The sequence below is a fragment of the Flavobacterium sp. GNP001 genome, from assembly GCF_054343775.1.
This window is the reverse complement of sequence record NZ_JBTGUX010000001.1, coordinates 3042866-3060372: the sequence shown is the minus strand read 5'-3', so window position 1 is coordinate 3060372 and position 17507 is coordinate 3042866. Positions and strand designations below refer to the sequence as shown.

Below are 17507 nucleotides of genomic sequence, written 5' to 3'. Positions count from 1 at the left end.
ACTTGTACTATAAATAAATAATAAAATTACCGTTAAGTATACTGGCATTCCCTTTAATTTGTGTGGCTGCACTGGTATTCTTTATATTGCTTAAAGTATTAAGCAAACCATATTGATAGGAAATGTTAGCCCTAAAATGACGTAGTCCAAAAGTAACACCTACAACAGGATATACATTAATATTTGAAATACTTTTTAAATCCTTGGCTAACAAAGTAGTTCCTTTAATTATTTTATTTTCATCACTAGCGTTCAAACCTAACTTTCCATTCATTTGCACTGCGGGACCAAATTCAAAACTCAAATGATTTTCAACTACTTTAAAACTCGCTAGCAGTGATAGTTCCGCATTCGGTAATTTATACGAAATAGGTTCTAAATTACTGCTTGTTACAGAAAACTTTTGCTCACTAAACTGCATCGCATACACTAAATCCCAATTGTTGTAGAAATTACCGCGCATAGATAGGCCCGCATTCCACCCTAACTCCGGATTGGTTTCAAAATCAGATGTCAATAAGTTGAAATAATTTGTTCCTACAGAAATTCCAATACGATTGGCATCTCTATACCTGTACTGAGCAAAAGAACTACTGACACAAAAAACTAAGATTATGATAAAGCTAATTTTTTTCATATTAATGATATTAACAAAGACAAACCTAAAGTTTTTTTGTAAATTGTGAGGTATTTTTTAACTAATAATAAAAACATTATGGATATTGCATTAATTATCTTACTGATCTTTGGTCTATTTATTTTACTTTCCTCCTTTTTTACAGTCAAGCAACAAACAGCGGTTGTAATTGAACGCTTTGGTAAATTTTTAAGTATCAGACAATCGGGTTTACATCTTAAAATTCCTCTCATTGATCGCATTGCAGGACGTGTTAACCTAAAAATCCAACAATTAGATGTAATCATCGAAACCAAAACCAAAGACAATGTTTTTGTGAAACTAAAAGTTTCCGTTCAATTTATGGTTATCAAAGAAACAGTATACGATGCCTTCTACAAACTAGAATATCCACACGATCAAATCACCTCGTATGTATTTGATGTAGTTCGTGCCGAAGTACCTAAGTTAAAACTAGATGATGTTTTTGAAAGAAAAGACGATATTGCCATCGCTGTAAAGCGTGAACTGAACGAAGCAATGACTACTTACGGATACACAATCATCAATACTTTGGTTACTGATATTGATCCAGACATTCAAGTAAAAAATGCAATGAACAGAATTAATGCTGCCGATAGAGAAAAAACAGTTGCAGAATTTGAAGCAGAAGCATCACGAATTAGAATCGTTGCAAAAGCAGAAGCAGAAGCGGAAAGTAAACGTTTACAAGGACAAGGTATTGCTAACCAAAGAAGAGAAATTGCAAAAGGCCTTGTAGAAAGTGTGGATGTTCTAAACAGTGTAGGTATCAACTCCCAAGAAGCATCGGCTTTAATCGTAGTTACGCAACATTATGACACTTTACAAGCAATTGGTGCCGACACAAATTCGAATTTAATTTTGTTACCAAATTCACCACAAGCCGGAAGCGACATGTTGAATAACATGATTGCTTCTTTTAGTGCCTCAAACCAAGTTGGAGAATTGATGAAAAAAAAATCAGCACCATCTGAAAATAGAAAGCGAACACAAATTCAAGAACCACCTACAAACGAAACTGAAACTCCTGAAGAGGAAAAATAAAAAAAGAGGCCAAGCGCCTCTTTTTTTTGTGATATACTTTTTTAGAAAACTAAATCAAAAATTAACTCCTCACCTACTCTTTCATTTTGATAAAAAATAATCACCAAAATTTTTAGTAAAATTTTCAAAAATTTAAATTTCAAGTGGAAAATTCAAAAACAAGTCTATTTTTTAAACTCACAGTGCGAATTGCAACAAAATTCCAAAATAAGCGGCTCTTTTTACCTTAAAAACTATTTAAAACATCTTAATCAAACGAAAATTTTTAAAATATATAAATTGATAACTAAATAAAAATAATGGCTTAAAATTAAAATATGAAAGTCAATTTTAATAGTTAAAAATAATAATTTTTAAAAATAAAATAGAAATTATTAATAATAATAAAACTCCCGATTAAAGGAGTTTTATTATTGATAATATCTATATTTAAAAAAGTGATTTTCTAATTTAGTAAAGCAAGCACTTTTTCGTTTTTTTCTACATTTTTCAATTCTGCTAAAACAGTTTCAAATAAAACTAAATTTTGAGCATCGTTTTTCAAATTCAGAATTGTAGCAATTCGTACCGAAGCCAACTGACTTTTTAACGACATTGTATAAAATTTTTGAACCACATCTGCATCAAACGAATTAATTTTTACTTTATCAGAATGTTGCACTATCAAATTAGCAAACAACAGCGCATTGTTATCATTTTTGATATTTTTTGCAACTGTTTGCACTAACAAACTGTAGTTATCAACACTCTTAATGTTTTCGATAATTGGTGTTAATAGAGCAACTGCAGCAGTTTCATCCTTTTCCTTAACGTACTTATTCAAATCTTTTTGGGTGTTCATCAAAAGATTTTCTTCTTTTTTACCTTTTTCTTCCCAAGCATCTTTTAATCCAACAGTTTTGTTGAAAATAATGTTCTCAGCAGAACTGTCTTTATCAACATTAAAATATCCTAAACGCTGAAATTGAAATTTGTCACCCGCTTTCACAAAAGCTAAACTAGGCTCTACATATCCTTTTACAACCTGAAGTGAATTCGGGTTCATAAAATCCAAAAAGTTTTTATCTTTATGACTGTCAGGAGCTTGATCTAAAAATAATCTATCGTACAAACGAACTTCAGTTTCCAAAGCATGAGCGACTGAAACCCAATGTAAGGTACCAGCAACTTTACGTTGACTAGCTTCACTTCCACTACCACTCTTACTATCTGCATCATAGGTAGCATGAATTTCAATAATTTCTCCAGAATCATCTTTTACAACAGACTCACCTTTAATGATATAAGCATTTTTTAAACGCACTTCACGACCGATACTTAATCTAAAAAATTTAGAAGGTGCCTCTTCTAAAAAGTCTTCTCTTTCAATAAACAATGTCTTAGCAAAAGGTACTTTTCTAAAACCAGCACTTTCATCTTCTTGATTATTCTCAGCATCCAACCACTCTTCTTGACCTTCAGGATAGTTGGTAATAACCAATTTCACTGGGTCTAAAACAGCCAATACACGTGGTGCCGTTTTGTTTAAATCTTCGCGTAAGCAAAATTCTAACAACGAATAATCGATGATATTTTCACGCTTTGCAACACCTATAATTTCACAAAATTTACGAATAGAATTAGCAGTGTAACCACGTCTGCGTAACCCAGAAATAGTTGGCATTCTAGGATCATCCCAACCATTTACAATATTTTCTTGAACCAATTGCAGTAATTTACGCTTACTCATTACGGTATAATTCAGGTTCAAACGAGCAAATTCGTATTGATTTGGACGCACTTTTGTATCGTCATAAATTTGATCCAAAAACCAATTGTACAACTCACGGTGCATTACAAATTCAAGGGTACAAATAGAATGTGAAATTTGTTCGATAAAATCGCTTTCGCCATGCGCATAATCATACATTGGATAGATTTTCCAATCGTTTCCAGTTCTATGATGATGACGATGTAATACTCTATACATCAACGGATCACGCATCAACATATTGGTAGAAGCCATATCAATTTTGGCACGTAAAACATGACTTCCTTCAGGGAAATCACCATTTTTCATACCTTCAAATAAAGTTAAATTTTCTTCAACTGAACGATTTCTATAAGGTCCATCAACACCAGGTTGCGTAGGTGTACCTTTTTGTGCAGCCATTTCTTCAGAAGACTGACTATCTACATACGCCTTTCCGTTTTTAATCATCGTTACAGCCCAATCATACAACTGTTGAAAGTAATCAGATGCATAACGTTCTTCAGCCCAATTAAAGCCCAACCATTGCAAATCTTCTTTAATCGCATCTACATATTCTTGCTCTTCTTTGGCAGGATTGGTATCGTCAAAACGCAAATTTACAGGCGCATTGTACTTTAAACCCAAACCAAAATTTAAGCAAATAGATTTAGCGTGACCTATATGCAAATAGCCATTTGGTTCAGGTGGAAAACGAAAACGCAAAGACTCTTTCGGGAAACCGTTCGATATACTGTCTTCTATGATTTGTTCTATAAAATGGAGTGATTTTTCTTCAGTTGACATTTTTTTGTTTTATTTTAGCAAAGATAAAAAAAGCAAGTTTAAAATGGTTTAAAGTTTAAGCTTTAAAGTCTCTTAAGTTAACTTTCAACCTTAAACCTCAAACTTTAAACAAAAAAATAATGGGAATTATAACATTAAAAAACATCCGCACTTATTCGTACCACGGATGTTTGATTGAAGAATCAAAAATAGGTTCAGATTACTTGGTAAACCTTGATATTACAACTGATTTGTCCACCTCTCGCCTATCTGATCAACTAGCAGATACAGTAGATTATGTATTGTTAAATCACATAGTAGTGACTGAAATGGCTATTCGTTCGAATTTATTAGAGCACGTAGCTGACCGAATCATCAAACGTATTTTTAACGAAAGCCAAAGTGTTACGAGAGCACGTGTACAGGTATCAAAATTAAATCCGCCAATTGGTGGTGATGTTGAAGCAGTTACCATCGAAATTGAAGAATTCCGCTCTTAAAACTAAAAGTGAACTGTGAGTTCTAAAAAATATTTTTAAAAGTTTTAAAGTGAATACTTTTAAACATTAAAGTTTTTAAGTACTTTTGCCATCCGTTAAACAATGGCGTCGTGGCCGAGCGGCTAGGCTGGGCTCTGCAAAAGCTCCTACTCCGGTTCGAATCCGGACGATGCCTCTAAAAGAGATACAGAAATGTATCTCTTTTTTTTATGTTAAATATTTTTAGAAATTAGATAAGGTTTTAGTTCGAATCGTTCTAAAAACTTCAGGAGATGCCTCCAAAACCTTCAAGGAAACTTGAGTTTTTTTTAGAAAAATTCTCTTTTTAAACCATTAAAATATTAAGGAAATTTAGAGTTAAACCAAAAAAATAAATAAAAACTATTGCTATTAAAAACTTAAATGACTTATATGTTAAAATAAAAAAGCCTTGAAACTACTGTATTAGAATCAAGGCTTTGTCAATTAAATAGTATTTAGAATTACTTATTCTCTATTTTTTCAAATGCTTTTTTTACCATTTCTTTTTCTTCGGGAAACCAACCTTGAGTGATTAAAACAATCCCAAAAACCATCATTACTACACTTATTCCTTTTTTTATTTTAAGAATATTGTGCGGCGTTAATCGCGATTTAAGTTGTTTAGCTAAAAGTATTTTAAAACAATCAATAATTAAATACGTACCAATCACCGATACGAAAAAAGTTAACATTCTTGGTGTTTGCATCTCTAATTTCGGGCCAATAGATATAATAATTGCCAACCAAAATCCTAACACACCAATATTGATAATGTTAAGCAGAAAACCTTTCATAAAAAGACTGAAATAATTTTTCTTTACAATTTCTCTGTCAATAGAATCGGTGTTTATTTTTTCGACTTTTTTGAGTTGAACAAATGAAATCACACCATAAGCCAACATGATAACTCCTCCAAAAATAAACAAAGCAGGCTGATCTTTCAAACTTTGAATCAATCTGTAACTACCTAAATACGCAATTGCAATAAAAACGATATCACCTAAAACAACCCCTAAATCAAAAACCAAAGCTGCACGAAATCCCTTTATAATACTCGTTTCTAGTAAAATAAAAAAAACGGGACCAATCATAAAACTTAGAAAAATTCCCCATGGAATTCCAGACAGTATATCGTTTATCATTAAAAATCTATTTATTATCCTAAAAGGAAAGGCAAAGTACTACTTTTTTTCCAAAATAGTACCACCAATAAATACTTCCTTATTGATTTGTTTAGGTGAACCATAGATAAAAATTGATCCACCAGCACGTACTTTTGCGTTAACAAGTACACTTGCTTGAATTTCTGATTGTCCTCCCGCAGATACATTGATACTAGTTTGTGAAGTATTTAAATCTCTTGCTTCAAGAATACCACCAGAAGTGATTTTTACGTCTTGTGTGCTCGCTTTTCCGCTTAGGTGAACAATTCCTCCAGAATTTGATTTTACCGTCGCATTTTCAACATCTATGTCTAAAGTAATTTTAGAACCTGAATTAGCACTTACAGCCAAACTCGTTTGTTTAAAATCATGCTCACTTTGTACTGTACTACCTTCACTTGCTGACACAGCTTGAATTTCTTTAAAATACAATTTTACAGTAATATCCTCTCCAGCCAATAGTTTAGTTAAAGGCATTCTAATTTTTAATTCGCCATTTTTATTTACTATTTCTAACTCATCTGCACGAGCTCCTGTAGCTTCAATTTTATTCTCTTTACTAGGGATTAATAGGACATTGATTTTGTCAAAAACCTTAACTTCATCAAAATCACCTAAATTTCTTGTTACTTGTGCTTGGCTCCATTGTGTAACAACAAGGCATACCAATAGTGCTATCTTCTTCATACTTTTTTGAATTAATTATTATTCATTTCTTCTTAAAAAATTAAAATCCAATTGTTTTTTAACTAAATCGGCATTTTTAACTTTAACGAAAATTTCGTCTCCTAATTGCAATAATCTACCTGAAGTAGCTCCAGTTAGTGCATATTGTTTTTCATCGAAAGTATAATAATCATCACGTATATCGCGAATACGTACCATTCCTTCGCACTTATTTTCGATAATTTCAACATAAATTCCCCATTCAGTTACACCCGAAATTACACCCAAAAACTCTTGATCCTGATGATCTTGCATGTATTTTACTTGCATGTATTTGATAGAATCTCGTTCCGCATTTGTTGCTAAACCTTCCATAGTTGAAGAATGCAAACATTTGGTTTCATACGTTTCTTCATCAACAGATTTTCCTCCATCAAGGTAAAACTGTAACAAACGGTGTACCATAACGTCAGGATAACGACGAATTGGTGATGTAAAATGCGAATAATATTCAAAAGCAAGTCCATAATGACCAATGTTATCAGTAGAATATTTGGCTTTACTCATACTTCTAATAGCCAGGGTATCAATTAAATTTTGCTCTTTTTTACCATTAACATCTGCCATTAATTGATTCAAAGACTTAGAAATATCGCCTTTGTTTCTGAAATCAATTTTGTAACCAAACTTAGCAATTACCGTTTGCATGGCTATTAATTTGTCTTCATTAGGCTCATCGTGAATTCTATAAATGAAGGTTTTCTTTTGTTTACCAATGTATTCTGCTACTTTTTTATTAGCCAAAAGCATAAACTCTTCAATCAAATGATTGGCATCTCTGGATACTTTAAAGTAAACACCTTGTGGTTCACCTGCATCGTCTAAGTTGAATTTTACTTCGACTTTGTCAAAAGATATGGCCCCATCAGCCATTCTCTTTTTTCTAAAAATCTTAGCTATTTCATCCATTTTAAGCGTTGCTGCGATAATTTCTGCAGGAACTTGATAAGCTGCTCCAGTGATCGAAATCTCAACCGGAATAACATCTTGTTTGGTTTCTATGATGTGTTGCGCTTCTTCATAAGCAAAACGTTGATCAGAATAAATTACAGTTCTACCAAACCACTGATTAACCACTTGCGCTTTATCAGTAATTTCAAATATGGCCGAAAACGTATATTTCTCTTCATGCGGACGTAAGGAACACGCAAAGTTTGACAAAACCTCAGGTAACATAGGTACTACTCTATCCACTAAATAAACCGATGTAGCACGTTGATAAGCTTCATCATCAAGGATGGTTCCTTCTTCTAAATAATACGAAACATCGGCAATGTGAATTCCAATTTCGTAATTACCATTTTCTAATTCTTTGAAAGACAATGCATCATCAAAATCTTTAGCATCTTTTGGATCAATGGTAAAGGTTAATGTATCACGCATATCACGACGATTGGCAATTTCTTCTGCAGTAATCGAAGTATCTATTTTTTGTGCATAAGTTTCCACTTCAATAGGAAACTCTGATGGCAAACCGTATTCAGCAAGAATAGCATGAATCTCCGTATCATGTTCGCCTGGTTTACCCAATACTTTCACAACCGTACCAAACGGACTATCGGCACGTTTAGGCCAATCTTCAATATGCACCAAAACTACATCACCTTGCTCCGCTTCACCTATTTTATCCTTTGGAATAAAAATATCAGTATACATTTTTGGATTGGCAGTAGAGACAAAGGCAAAATTAGCTTGGATGTCAATCACACCTACAAAATCTGTTTTGTGTCGTTCTATGACTTCAATAACTTCACCTTCAGGACGTTTTCCTTTTCTGCGGTTGTACACATAAACTTTAACGATATCTTTATCTAAAGCATGATTCAAGTTTGCGGTAGGAATAAAAACATCATCCTCAAGATCTGGACAAACAAAAAAGGCTGTTTTACGGCCCGTCATATCAATTTTACCTTCGTAATAATCTTGACTAGCAGCTTTCACCAAGTACTTACCAGGTTCCGACTCAATAATCTTGTTTTGTGAGGCTAATATTTTTAAATCTTTAATTATTTGATTTCTACTAGCGGTATCATCTAACTCTAACTTAGCTCCTATTTGTTTATAATTGAATGCTTTATTGGCACTTTGCGATAGTATTTTTAAAATTTTATCTGAGAAATCTTTCTCTTTCTTTATCGGCTTTCTTAATCTTTTACTCATAAATCTGTTCTTAAAAGTCTAAAATTACGAAATACTAAACTGTATTCGACCAAAGCAACCTAGTTTTAAAGAAAATATAACTATAACTGAATAATTGTATCTTTATAAAAACAACACTTATGGACACATTTAAAACAATTGCCATATTCAATTACGCTCACGAAATTGTAGTTATCAAACATTTGCTCGAGCAAGAATCGATTGCACATTTGTTCGAAAACGAAAATCTAGTTTCAGTCGATCCGTTTGGCAGTTTTGCCTACGGCGGAATCAAACTCAAAATTCATCAAAACGATTTTGAAAAAGTGCAAGCTCTTTTGGATCACCTGAACAACAATTTGAAAATCGTTTGAGATCAATTTTAAAAATTTTTGAATTTTCTTTTTTGAAAGTTGTGAACATATATTTAAATAAACAAAAAGAAAATTTAAATTTTAAAATCTTCTTGGTTGTTATTATAGTGTGTTAATAGTGGCAATAAATTTTTTAAAAATAGTATTGTATTTCAGTTTTAAGATGTTATTTGTAGTTATCAACACAGTTGTAAAATAGTAAATAGTTGATTTTAAAAGCTTTTTCAATTTTAATTAACAACGGTTGATAATTGTAAACAATTAAAAATTGTAAATAAGTATTTTTAAAAATTCAGTTGATAAAGTGGTTTTGAGTATTGATAACTTTTCTAAAAATTCATCAAACTAAATTAGGAATTAATAAGTCAGTTTTGGATTAGTTATTTTTTCGATTCAACCAAAAAATACTTCTTATTTTCTATCCCAAGTTATGAACATTTTATGTTAACTTAAAGTTAACTGAATATCAAGTAGTTGCGTTTTGGTATTAACAATGCAAAATTTTAACATTTAAACCATACATTTTATACTGATTTACAAGTATTTATACACTTATTAAAATTGTTAATAACTGCTAAATATTTCATTATTAAGTCTTTAAATAAGATTATAAAAATGGCCTGAAAATAGTGTTTATAACAATCAATTTGTGGCAACAAACTTAGCTCTAAATACTCCTTAATAGTTGAATAGTTTCTCTAAATTTGCAACACACAACTTAAAACATACAAAATGAAAATTTCAATAGGAAACGATCACGCAGGACCAGATTACAAAAAGGCAATTGTTGAAATGCTTACCGCAAAAGGACATCAAATAACCAATTACGGAACTGATTCAGTTGATAGCGTTGATTATCCTGATTTTGGGCATCCAGTGGCTAGTGATGTAACAGAAGGTAAAGCTGATTTAGGAATTGTAATTTGCGGAAGCGGAAACGGAATTGCAATGACTGTTAACAAACATGCTCAAGTTCGTGCTGCTTTATGTTGGACTAAGGAAATTGCAGTTTTAGCGCGCCAACATAATGATGCTAATATTATAAGTATTCCTGCTCGTTTCACTTCAATTCCACAAGTATTAGAAATGGTTGAAGCTTTTATTAGTACTGATTTTGAAGGTGGCAGACACCAAAATCGTGTCAATAAAATAGCCTGTCAATAAAATTTAGGCTGCTTCGCAGCTTTATAATTACATTAAGCTCGGTTTTTCACTGGGCTTTTTTTATTTTCTATTGAATGTATTAATGTTAATTCAGTCAACGTACTGACTGAATTAATGTAAATTCAGTCAATGTACTGACTGAATTAACGTTTTTTAAGTATATTTGTATCTAAATATTTAAAATTCAAGCTTATGAATTTTTTAGAAAGAGGAATAGATACATTATTTTCTAAAAGAGTTTTGCCTAATAAAGTATTGATTTTATTAGGTGCAAGACGTGTGGGTAAAACAGCTTTTATTAAAAATTATCTTGCTACCATTCCAAAAGAAGATTATTTACATTTGAATGGCGAAGATATTCAAGATGCTGATTTACTCAAAGAAAGGTCAGTTGCTAATTACAAACGTCTTTTAAATAAAGTAAAATTGTTAGTAATTGATGAAGCTCAAAACATTCCTGATATTGGACTCATTTTAAAATTAATAGTTGATTCTATTGATGACATAAAAGTAATTGCCACAGGATCTTCGGTTTTCGACTTATCTAATAAGTTGGGAGAGCCATTAGTAGGCAGAAAAAATACAATTTACTTATTTCCATTGGCACAAATGGAATTTGCTAATTATGAAAACTTTAAAGAAACCACTCAAAAACTAGAAGAACGATTGCTTTTTGGATCCTATCCAGAATTAGAGCAATATCCAGAATGGGAGGAAAAGATTAACTACCTTAAAGAAATCGTGAATTCGTATTTATTAAAAGATATTCTAGTTTACGAAGGCATTAAACAATCCAATAAAATTCTGGATTTATTAAAGTTAATTGCTTTTCAAATAGGGCAGGAGGTATCCTTGCAAGAATTAGCAAGACAATTGGGTATTTCTAAAAATACAGTTGAAAGTTATTTAGATTTACTTTCGAAAGTGTTTGTGATTTACAAAGTTCCTGGTTTTAGTAAAAATTTACGCAAAGAAGTAACCAAATCAAATAGATGGTATTTTTATGACAACGGCATTCGGAATGCAATTATAGCTAATTTTAGTCGGTTAGATTCCAGAACAGATGTGGGAGCATTATGGGAAAATTATTTGGCTTCGGAACGTATAAAAAATCAAAATTACACACAGAAAACGGTTTCTAATTACTTCTGGAGAACTTATGACCAACAAGAATTAGATTGGCTTGAAGAAGAAAACGGTATTTTAAAAGGATACGAATTCAAATGGAACGAAAACAGAAAAGCAAAAATTCCTACGGCTTTCGCCAAAGCGTATCCAGAAGCTAGTTTTGAAGTGATTAACAAACAGAATTATTTAGATTTTATCATTTAAGATCCCGAAATAATAAACCAAAAAGATCAGTCCGATTTGAAAAGAAGTAAGTAACCAAAACTTCCATAAATAGCTTTTTTTGGCTGTTTTATGTCTAAAAAGTAGCATTGCAATTCCTGAACCAATAGTTCCACCAAGAAATACAAAGCTCAAAAGAGTACGTTCTGAGATTCTTTTTTTGTGGTTTTTAGCTAAAAATTTATCGTAACCTATACTCGTAAAAGCGATTAGGTTTATCACAAAAAAGAAACAGAATAAAACAGTCATTTGATTTAAATTAAAGTCAAAGATAAATGAAGTAAGTTGTTTTTCTTATATTTAGAATCCTTATTTAAGTCTAAAAAGTTATTAATTATGAGTCCAATTAAATTATTCGAAGCCAAAAAAGTACGAAGCCATTACGATGCTGAAAAAGAAATTTGGTATTTCTCAGTGATTGATGTTATACAGATTTTAACAGGAACAGATAGACCAAGAAAATACTGGTCTGATTTGAAAAAGAAACTAGTAAAGGAATGAAGCGAAGTGTCCGATAAAATCGGACAGTTGAAAATGTTAGCCGAAGATGGTAAAAATAGATTGACAGATACCGCTGATACCGAAACTTTATTACGTTTAATTCAATCCATTCCTTCCCCAAAAGCAGAACCGTTCAAGCAATGGTTGGCAAAAGTAGGCTATGAACGAATGCAAGAATTGGCAGATCCCGCCCAAAGTTTAGACCGTGCTCGTGAAAATTGGCAAAAATTGGGACGTAGCGAAAAATGGATTCAACAGCGAATGACAGGGCAGGAGACTCGTAATAAATTAACCGATTATTGGAAAGAATCTGGTGTTGAAAAACAGGATGAATTTGCAATGTTGACCAATATCATTCATCAGTAATGGACAGGGTTATCGGTTAAAAATCATAAAGAAATAAAAGGATTGAAAACTCAAAATTTTAGAGATCATATGACGGAAGCAGAATTAATTTTTACAGCTCTAGCAGAACTTTCCACCTGACAAATTGCCGAAACAGATGAAGCCAATGGACTTTTAGAAAATGCAAAAGCCAGTAAAAAAGGAGGAGCAATTGCCAAAAATGCCAGACTAGCTTTAGAAGATAAAACAGGAAAAAGTGTAGTAACAGGAGAAAATTTTCTACCACCAAGTCAAAAAGAGCTGGAGTAAATTTAGCTATTTTAGCCGTCCGAAAAAATCAAAAAATGACCAACATACAATTCATCGCCAAGTCTGTTAACACAGCAGCCATAAACATTAAAAAAACAGTTCAACTTTTACAAGAAGATTGTACGATTCCATTCATTTCTCGTTATCGAAAAGATACTACCGGAAATCTGGATGAAGTTCAAATTGAACAAATTGCCAAACTTCAAAAAGAATACGAAGCAATTGCAAAACGCAAAGAAGCAATCCTAAAATCAATTGAAGAGCAAAATGGATTAACTCCAGAATTAGATAAAAAAATACAACAAAGTTTCGATTTACAGGAATTAGAAGATTTGTATTTGCCGTTTAAAAAGAAGAAAAAAACCAAAGCTGATGTGGCTCGTGAAAATGGATTAGAACCATTAGCAAAGATCATCATGACTCAAAACAAAGAGGATGTTGATTTTCTGGCTACTAAATATTTGAACGATAATGTGACGAATGAAGATGCCGCTTTGCAAGGCGCACGAGATATTATTGCCGAATGGATCAACGAAAATATTTTTGTTAGAAAACAGTTGCGTCGCCTGTACGAGAGGAAAGCAACCATCACGACCAAAGTAGTAAAAACTAAAAAAGACGAAGAAGGCGCTCAAAAATTCAATCAATATTTTGATTGGTCAGAACCCTTGACAAAAGCACCTTCACATAGATTATTGGCAATGCTTCGTGCCGAAAATGAGGGTTTTATCAAGTTTAAAGTCGAAGTAGATCTTGATGAAGCCTATGATATTATTGACGAATTGGTTTTAAAAGGAGACAGTCCAGCTACGCCACACTTACAATTAGCCATTGAAGACAGCTACAAACGATTGCTAAATCCTGCTATTTCAAACGAAGCTTTGCAGGAAGCGAAAGCTAAGGCTGATGCCAATTCGATTCAAGTTTTTGCTACTAATTTAGGACAGTTATTGCTTGCGCCACCTTTGGGTGAAAAGCGAATTTTAGCTATTGACCCAGGATTTCGTTCAGGTTGTAAAGTAGTATGCTTAGATGAAAAAGGCGATCTAATTTACAATGAAACCATTTATCCGCATGCGCCACAAAATGAAACCGCTATGGCCATGAAAAAGATAAAATCAATGGTAAACGCCTATAATATTGACGCAATTTCCATTGGAAACGGAACGGCATCTCGAGAAACCGAATTTTTTATCAAGAAAATTGCTTTTGATAGAGCGGTTCAGGTTTTCATCGTTTCGGAGGCGGGTGCTTCGGTATATTCGGCATCAAAAATTGCTCGTGAGGAATTTCCTAATTATGATGTCACGGTTCGGGGTTCGGTTTCTATCGGTCGCCGATTGAGTGATCCATTGGCGGAGTTGGTAAAAATTGACCCAAAAGCCATTGGCGTAGGCCAATACCAGCACGATGTAGATCAAAGTAAATTGAAAGAAGAACTAGATACAACCGTGGTGCGTTGCGTGAATTCAGTAGGAGTAAACATCAACACGGCGAGTAAACATTTGTTGAGTTATGTGAGTGGAATAGGAGAGAAGCTTGCCGAAAATATTGTGAATTACCGTTCTGAAAACGGTCCTTTTGAGGATCGAAAACAACTTAAAAAAGTTCCTCGTTTGGGCGAAAAAGCATTTCAACAAGGAGCAGCTTTTATTCGAATTAAAGACGGAAAAAACCCACTGGATAACTCGGCTGTTCACCCCGAAGCCTATTCAATTGTGGAAAAAATGGCTAAAGATTTAAAGTTGAAAGTCACCGATTTAATTGGAAACAAGGAGAAAACAGCCTTAATCAAACCAGAAAATTATGTTACGGCTGAGATAGGTTTATTGACTTTAAAAGATATTATTAAGGAATTAGAAAAACCCGGTTTGGACCCTAGAAAAGCTGCAAAAGTTTTCGAATTTGACCCGAATGTAAAAACAATTAAAGACGTAAAAACAGGAATGATTTTGAACGGAATTGTCAATAACATTACCAATTTTGGTTGTTTTGTAGACTTGGGTATTAAAGAAAGTGGTTTGGTACACATTTCTCAACTCAAAGCAGGCTTTGTAAGCGACGTAAACGAAGTGGTCAAACTACACCAACATGTTACCGTAAAAGTCACGGAAGTCGATGAGGATAGAAAGCGAATTCAGTTGACGATGGTTTTGTAAAATAGAAAAATCCCAAAATTCAATACTGTTCATTGAATTTTGGGATTTTTACTATGTTAAGCAAACTATTTTTATTTTCTAGCGCTTATCCAAGAGCTCATTTTATCCAGCACTTTTGGTGAAATGGTTTGCTCAATTTCGGCATATTCGCTCATAGCACCTGTTGTACATTCCTGAAAAAGATGATTCATGCCTTGAAATTCGTAGGTTTCGAAATTTTTATTTTTAGCCTTTGTCAATGATCTTTTTATAGCTTCCAAATTTTCTTTTGCAGGTACTTGAAAATCCAAACTTCCGTTGATTGCCAAAACTGGAATCTTTAGCTTAGAAACATACTCGTCTGGATTAAAAGCGATAAAGTATCTGAACCAAGTATTCGTTACTTGTTTTTTAACATCGTCTGGCAATTTTTCTGAGGATGAATTTATAAACTTTTCAAAGTCGGAATCAAAAGTGCTGCCTTTGTAATTTTTTATAAAATCATAGATCATTCGGTTTAGTTTACCGCTTTTTTGAAGCGCTTCTTCACTCATTCCCGCTAGTTTTCCCGCCAAATAATTTTGCAGTACTAAAAGTTCGTTTATAGGTTGACCTGGCCCAGCCATCAACACCAAAAATTTAACGTCTTTGTTTGTACTAGCCACAATGGGAGCAATCATGCCGCCTTCGCTATGACCAATTAAACCAATATTTTCAAAACCTTTTGCTTTTAAAAATAGTACTGCTGCATTGATATCAGTAGCGTAATTGAAAGAGGTTTCATCAGCTGTACCTTTTGATGAGCCACCAATTCCGCGATCGTCTAGTCGGAGAGTTGCTATACCTTTTTTAGCAAAATCATCTGCGATTACCGCAAAGGGTTTGTGACCAAAAAGTGCTGAATCGCGATTTTGTTTTCCTGAACCGGTAATCATAATCAAAATGGGTTGTTTTTTATTGAAATTGTTCGGTTCAGATAATGTGCCAGCTAAAGTATTTTTGTCTGAAGAATTGATAAAAGTTACTTCCTCTGTTTTGTATGAAAAAGGTGCTGTTGGAGTTTGTGGTCTGTTCAATTTTGGCGCAAGCCCATCAACTTTAATTTTAGAAAGTATTAATGGCAATTCCATTCCACCTTGTTTAAAAGTACCGTTAATGCTTTCATTTGTTAATTTTCCGGAGTAGGAGATTCCTAATGCGGGTAGCTCAAGTGTTAATTGATCAGCAGTAAAGCTGGTTGTATTAACTGAAATATTTGTAGCCCCTTGTTTTGGACTGTTAAGAGTTGAAATGAGTTTCTCACCTTCTTTTTTAATGTGAAAAATCAGTGGCAATTTCATTCCTTGAACTTCTAGTTCGCCTTGCCAAGAGCCTGTTATTTCTTGTGCAAAAAGAAGTTGAATACTTAAAAGCAATACGGTTACAAGAGTTGTTTTCATTATTTTTTGATTGTGGTCTTAGTTTTTAGCAAATTGATTTTTATTCTATTCTCGTAAATGTTTTCCCAATAGTTTTCAATTTAAACTTCTACAAGCAATTAATCTATTATTGAAAAAACAAGTATCAAAAAAATTTACAAAAAAACCCAAATAGCGATTGTAGTTGCTATTTGGGTCTTTCTATTCTAGTTATAAAGAATTATTCTTTTGTAGAAGCTTCTTCTTTTTTATTGGCTGGTTCACCGTCTTTTGCTGCGTTCTTGAATTCTTTAATTCCGCTTCCTAAACCTTTCATCAATTCTGGAATTTTTTTACCTCCAAAAAGTAATAAAACGACAGCTAATATTATAAGGATTTCTGTAACACCTAATCTTCCCATGATAGTATAATTTATGCCGAAGCAAATTTGTAAATAACCTAATAGCAAAGGTATATAGAATTACTGAATACAAATTCATTTTGTAGCATTTATTTAATGTGCGAAGCGTTAAAAATTTATTAACGTCACTGCACAAATTGCTTTTTGTGTTGCTGTAAAGGCAGTAAATGCAAGCACAATAATTGTTATATTTGTTCAATAATTAATGAATATGTCCAAAAAAAGACAAAAGCGAAAAGTCATAAAAGAAAATTTATTCAACAAAAGGCGTCTCGTTATTTTAAATGAAGATACTTTTGAAGAAACCTTTTCATTAAAACTCACCTTAATGAATGTTTTTGTTGTAGCTAGTGTGGGTGCTATCTTAATCATTTTTGTAACTACATTTATCATTGCATTCACGCCATTACGTGAGTTCATACCGGGCTATTCGTCATCGCAATTGAAAAAAGAAGCTACTGAATTGGCTCTCAAATCAGATTCGCTTTCTAAAGCCATAAAACAGAATGATTTGTATTTAAAAGCCATCAAGAAAGTTTTAACAGGTGAGCTAGAATATGCCAAATTCAATAAAGATTCTATTTTAGAAACTCCCGAAGTAACAGCAGAAAAAGTAGATTTAGCTCCATCAGAAGCAGAATTGGAATTACGCAAACAAGTGGCTATCGAGGAACAAAAAGAAGCATCAAATTCGGCTGCAGCCAAAAGAAAAAGTTCGAAATAAATCGTATTTTACATTTCA

17 protein-coding genes and 1 tRNA gene are annotated in these 17507 nt (G+C 32.8%); 10 read left to right on the top strand and 8 right to left on the bottom strand.

Going from position 1 to position 17507, the window contains the following annotated elements:
* Nucleotides 1-7 precede the first annotated feature (7 nt).
* Nucleotides 8-637 (bottom strand): outer membrane beta-barrel protein, encoded by a 630-nt coding sequence (locus ACXX8U_RS13150; protein WP_458566231.1) that lies wholly within the window; start codon nucleotides 635-637, stop codon nucleotides 8-10.
* A gap of 78 nt (nucleotides 638-715) precedes the next feature.
* Here ACXX8U_RS13150 and ACXX8U_RS13145 point away from each other — a divergent pair, with 78 nt between their 5' ends.
* Nucleotides 716-1702: an SPFH domain-containing protein gene (locus tag ACXX8U_RS13145; protein ID WP_458566230.1), complete on the top strand. Its 987-nt coding sequence runs from the start codon at nucleotides 716-718 to the stop codon at nucleotides 1700-1702.
* Nucleotides 1703-2147: 445 nt separating this feature from the next.
* Here the strand turns inward: ACXX8U_RS13145 and ACXX8U_RS13140 are convergent, their stop codons facing one another.
* Nucleotides 2148-4238: a glutamine--tRNA ligase/YqeY domain fusion protein gene (locus ACXX8U_RS13140; RefSeq protein ID WP_458566229.1), complete on the bottom strand. Its 2091-nt coding sequence runs from the start codon at nucleotides 4236-4238 to the stop codon at nucleotides 2148-2150.
* Between the two features lie 119 nt (nucleotides 4239-4357).
* On the opposite strand from ACXX8U_RS13140, the gene folB reads away from it, so the two are divergent.
* The gene (folB, locus tag ACXX8U_RS13135) at nucleotides 4358-4717 is read left to right on the top strand and encodes a dihydroneopterin aldolase (RefSeq protein ID WP_458566228.1); all 360 of its coding nucleotides are present in this window, start codon (nucleotides 4358-4360) and stop codon (nucleotides 4715-4717) included.
* A gap of 104 nt (nucleotides 4718-4821) precedes the next feature.
* Nucleotides 4822-4892: transfer RNA gene (locus tag ACXX8U_RS13130), tRNA-Cys, on the top strand.
* Nucleotides 4893-5199: 307 nt separating this feature from the next.
* On the opposite strand, the gene ACXX8U_RS13125 is transcribed toward ACXX8U_RS13130, so the two are convergent.
* The 3 genes from ACXX8U_RS13125 to rnr are packed head-to-tail and all read right to left on the bottom strand — an operon-like array spanning nucleotide 5200 to nucleotide 8787.
* On the bottom strand, nucleotides 5200-5880 hold the full coding sequence (locus tag ACXX8U_RS13125; protein ID WP_458566227.1) for a LysE family translocator: 681 nt from the start codon (nucleotides 5878-5880) through the stop codon (nucleotides 5200-5202).
* A 39-nt stretch (nucleotides 5881-5919) separates the two neighbouring features.
* Nucleotides 5920-6588 (bottom strand): head GIN domain-containing protein, encoded by a 669-nt coding sequence (locus ACXX8U_RS13120; protein WP_458566226.1) that lies wholly within the window; start codon nucleotides 6586-6588, stop codon nucleotides 5920-5922.
* An 18-nt stretch (nucleotides 6589-6606) separates the two neighbouring features.
* Nucleotides 6607-8787 (bottom strand): ribonuclease R, encoded by a 2181-nt coding sequence (rnr, locus tag ACXX8U_RS13115; protein ID WP_458566225.1) that lies wholly within the window; start codon nucleotides 8785-8787, stop codon nucleotides 6607-6609.
* Between the two features lie 119 nt (nucleotides 8788-8906).
* On the opposite strand from rnr, the gene ACXX8U_RS13110 reads away from it, so the two are divergent.
* The 3 genes from ACXX8U_RS13110 to ACXX8U_RS13100 all read left to right on the top strand — a co-directional run bounded on the left by ACXX8U_RS13110 (nucleotide 8907) and on the right by ACXX8U_RS13100 (nucleotide 11636).
* Nucleotides 8907-9140, top strand: a complete 234-nt coding sequence (locus ACXX8U_RS13110) for a DUF2007 domain-containing protein (protein ID WP_166132623.1) — start codon at nucleotides 8907-8909, stop codon at nucleotides 9138-9140.
* A gap of 732 nt (nucleotides 9141-9872) precedes the next feature.
* Entirely contained in the window at nucleotides 9873-10304 is a 432-nt protein-coding gene (gene rpiB / locus ACXX8U_RS13105) for a ribose 5-phosphate isomerase B (protein WP_458566224.1), read from the top strand.
* A gap of 192 nt (nucleotides 10305-10496) precedes the next feature.
* Complete coding sequence (locus tag ACXX8U_RS13100; RefSeq protein ID WP_458566223.1) at nucleotides 10497-11636, top strand: ATP-binding protein; 1140 nt, start codon at nucleotides 10497-10499, stop codon at nucleotides 11634-11636.
* On the opposite strand, the gene ACXX8U_RS13095 is transcribed toward ACXX8U_RS13100, so the two are convergent.
* Nucleotides 11619-11903: a DUF1294 domain-containing protein gene (locus ACXX8U_RS13095; RefSeq protein WP_458566222.1), complete on the bottom strand. Its 285-nt coding sequence runs from the start codon at nucleotides 11901-11903 to the stop codon at nucleotides 11619-11621. The genes ACXX8U_RS13100 and ACXX8U_RS13095 overlap by 18 nt on opposite strands.
* An 87-nt stretch (nucleotides 11904-11990) precedes the next feature.
* On the opposite strand from ACXX8U_RS13095, the gene ACXX8U_RS13090 reads away from it, so the two are divergent.
* From ACXX8U_RS13090 to ACXX8U_RS13080, 3 genes are all read left to right on the top strand, one after another.
* Nucleotides 11991-12155: a hypothetical protein gene (locus ACXX8U_RS13090; protein WP_458566221.1), complete on the top strand. Its 165-nt coding sequence runs from the start codon at nucleotides 11991-11993 to the stop codon at nucleotides 12153-12155.
* A 6-nt stretch (nucleotides 12156-12161) separates the two neighbouring features.
* Entirely contained in the window at nucleotides 12162-12521 is a 360-nt protein-coding gene (locus tag ACXX8U_RS13085; RefSeq protein ID WP_458566220.1) for a BRO-N domain-containing protein, read from the top strand.
* A 323-nt stretch (nucleotides 12522-12844) separates the two neighbouring features.
* Nucleotides 12845-14968 carry a Tex family protein gene (locus ACXX8U_RS13080; protein WP_458566219.1) on the top strand — a complete coding sequence of 708 codons (2124 nt, stop codon included), beginning with the start codon at nucleotides 12845-12847 and terminating at the stop codon, nucleotides 14966-14968.
* 71 nt (nucleotides 14969-15039) lie between these two features.
* On the opposite strand, the gene ACXX8U_RS13075 is transcribed toward ACXX8U_RS13080, so the two are convergent.
* Both ACXX8U_RS13075 and tatA read right to left on the bottom strand, forming a co-directional pair.
* Nucleotides 15040-16386: an alpha/beta hydrolase family protein gene (locus ACXX8U_RS13075; RefSeq protein ID WP_458566218.1), complete on the bottom strand. Its 1347-nt coding sequence runs from the start codon at nucleotides 16384-16386 to the stop codon at nucleotides 15040-15042.
* A gap of 199 nt (nucleotides 16387-16585) precedes the next feature.
* Nucleotides 16586-16765: a twin-arginine translocase TatA/TatE family subunit gene (gene tatA, locus ACXX8U_RS13070; RefSeq protein WP_166132628.1), complete on the bottom strand. Its 180-nt coding sequence runs from the start codon at nucleotides 16763-16765 to the stop codon at nucleotides 16586-16588.
* Between the two features lie 211 nt (nucleotides 16766-16976).
* On the opposite strand from tatA, the gene ACXX8U_RS13065 reads away from it, so the two are divergent.
* Nucleotides 16977-17489: a peptidase gene (locus tag ACXX8U_RS13065; RefSeq protein ID WP_458566217.1), complete on the top strand. Its 513-nt coding sequence runs from the start codon at nucleotides 16977-16979 to the stop codon at nucleotides 17487-17489.
* Nucleotides 17490-17507 lie beyond the last annotated feature (18 nt).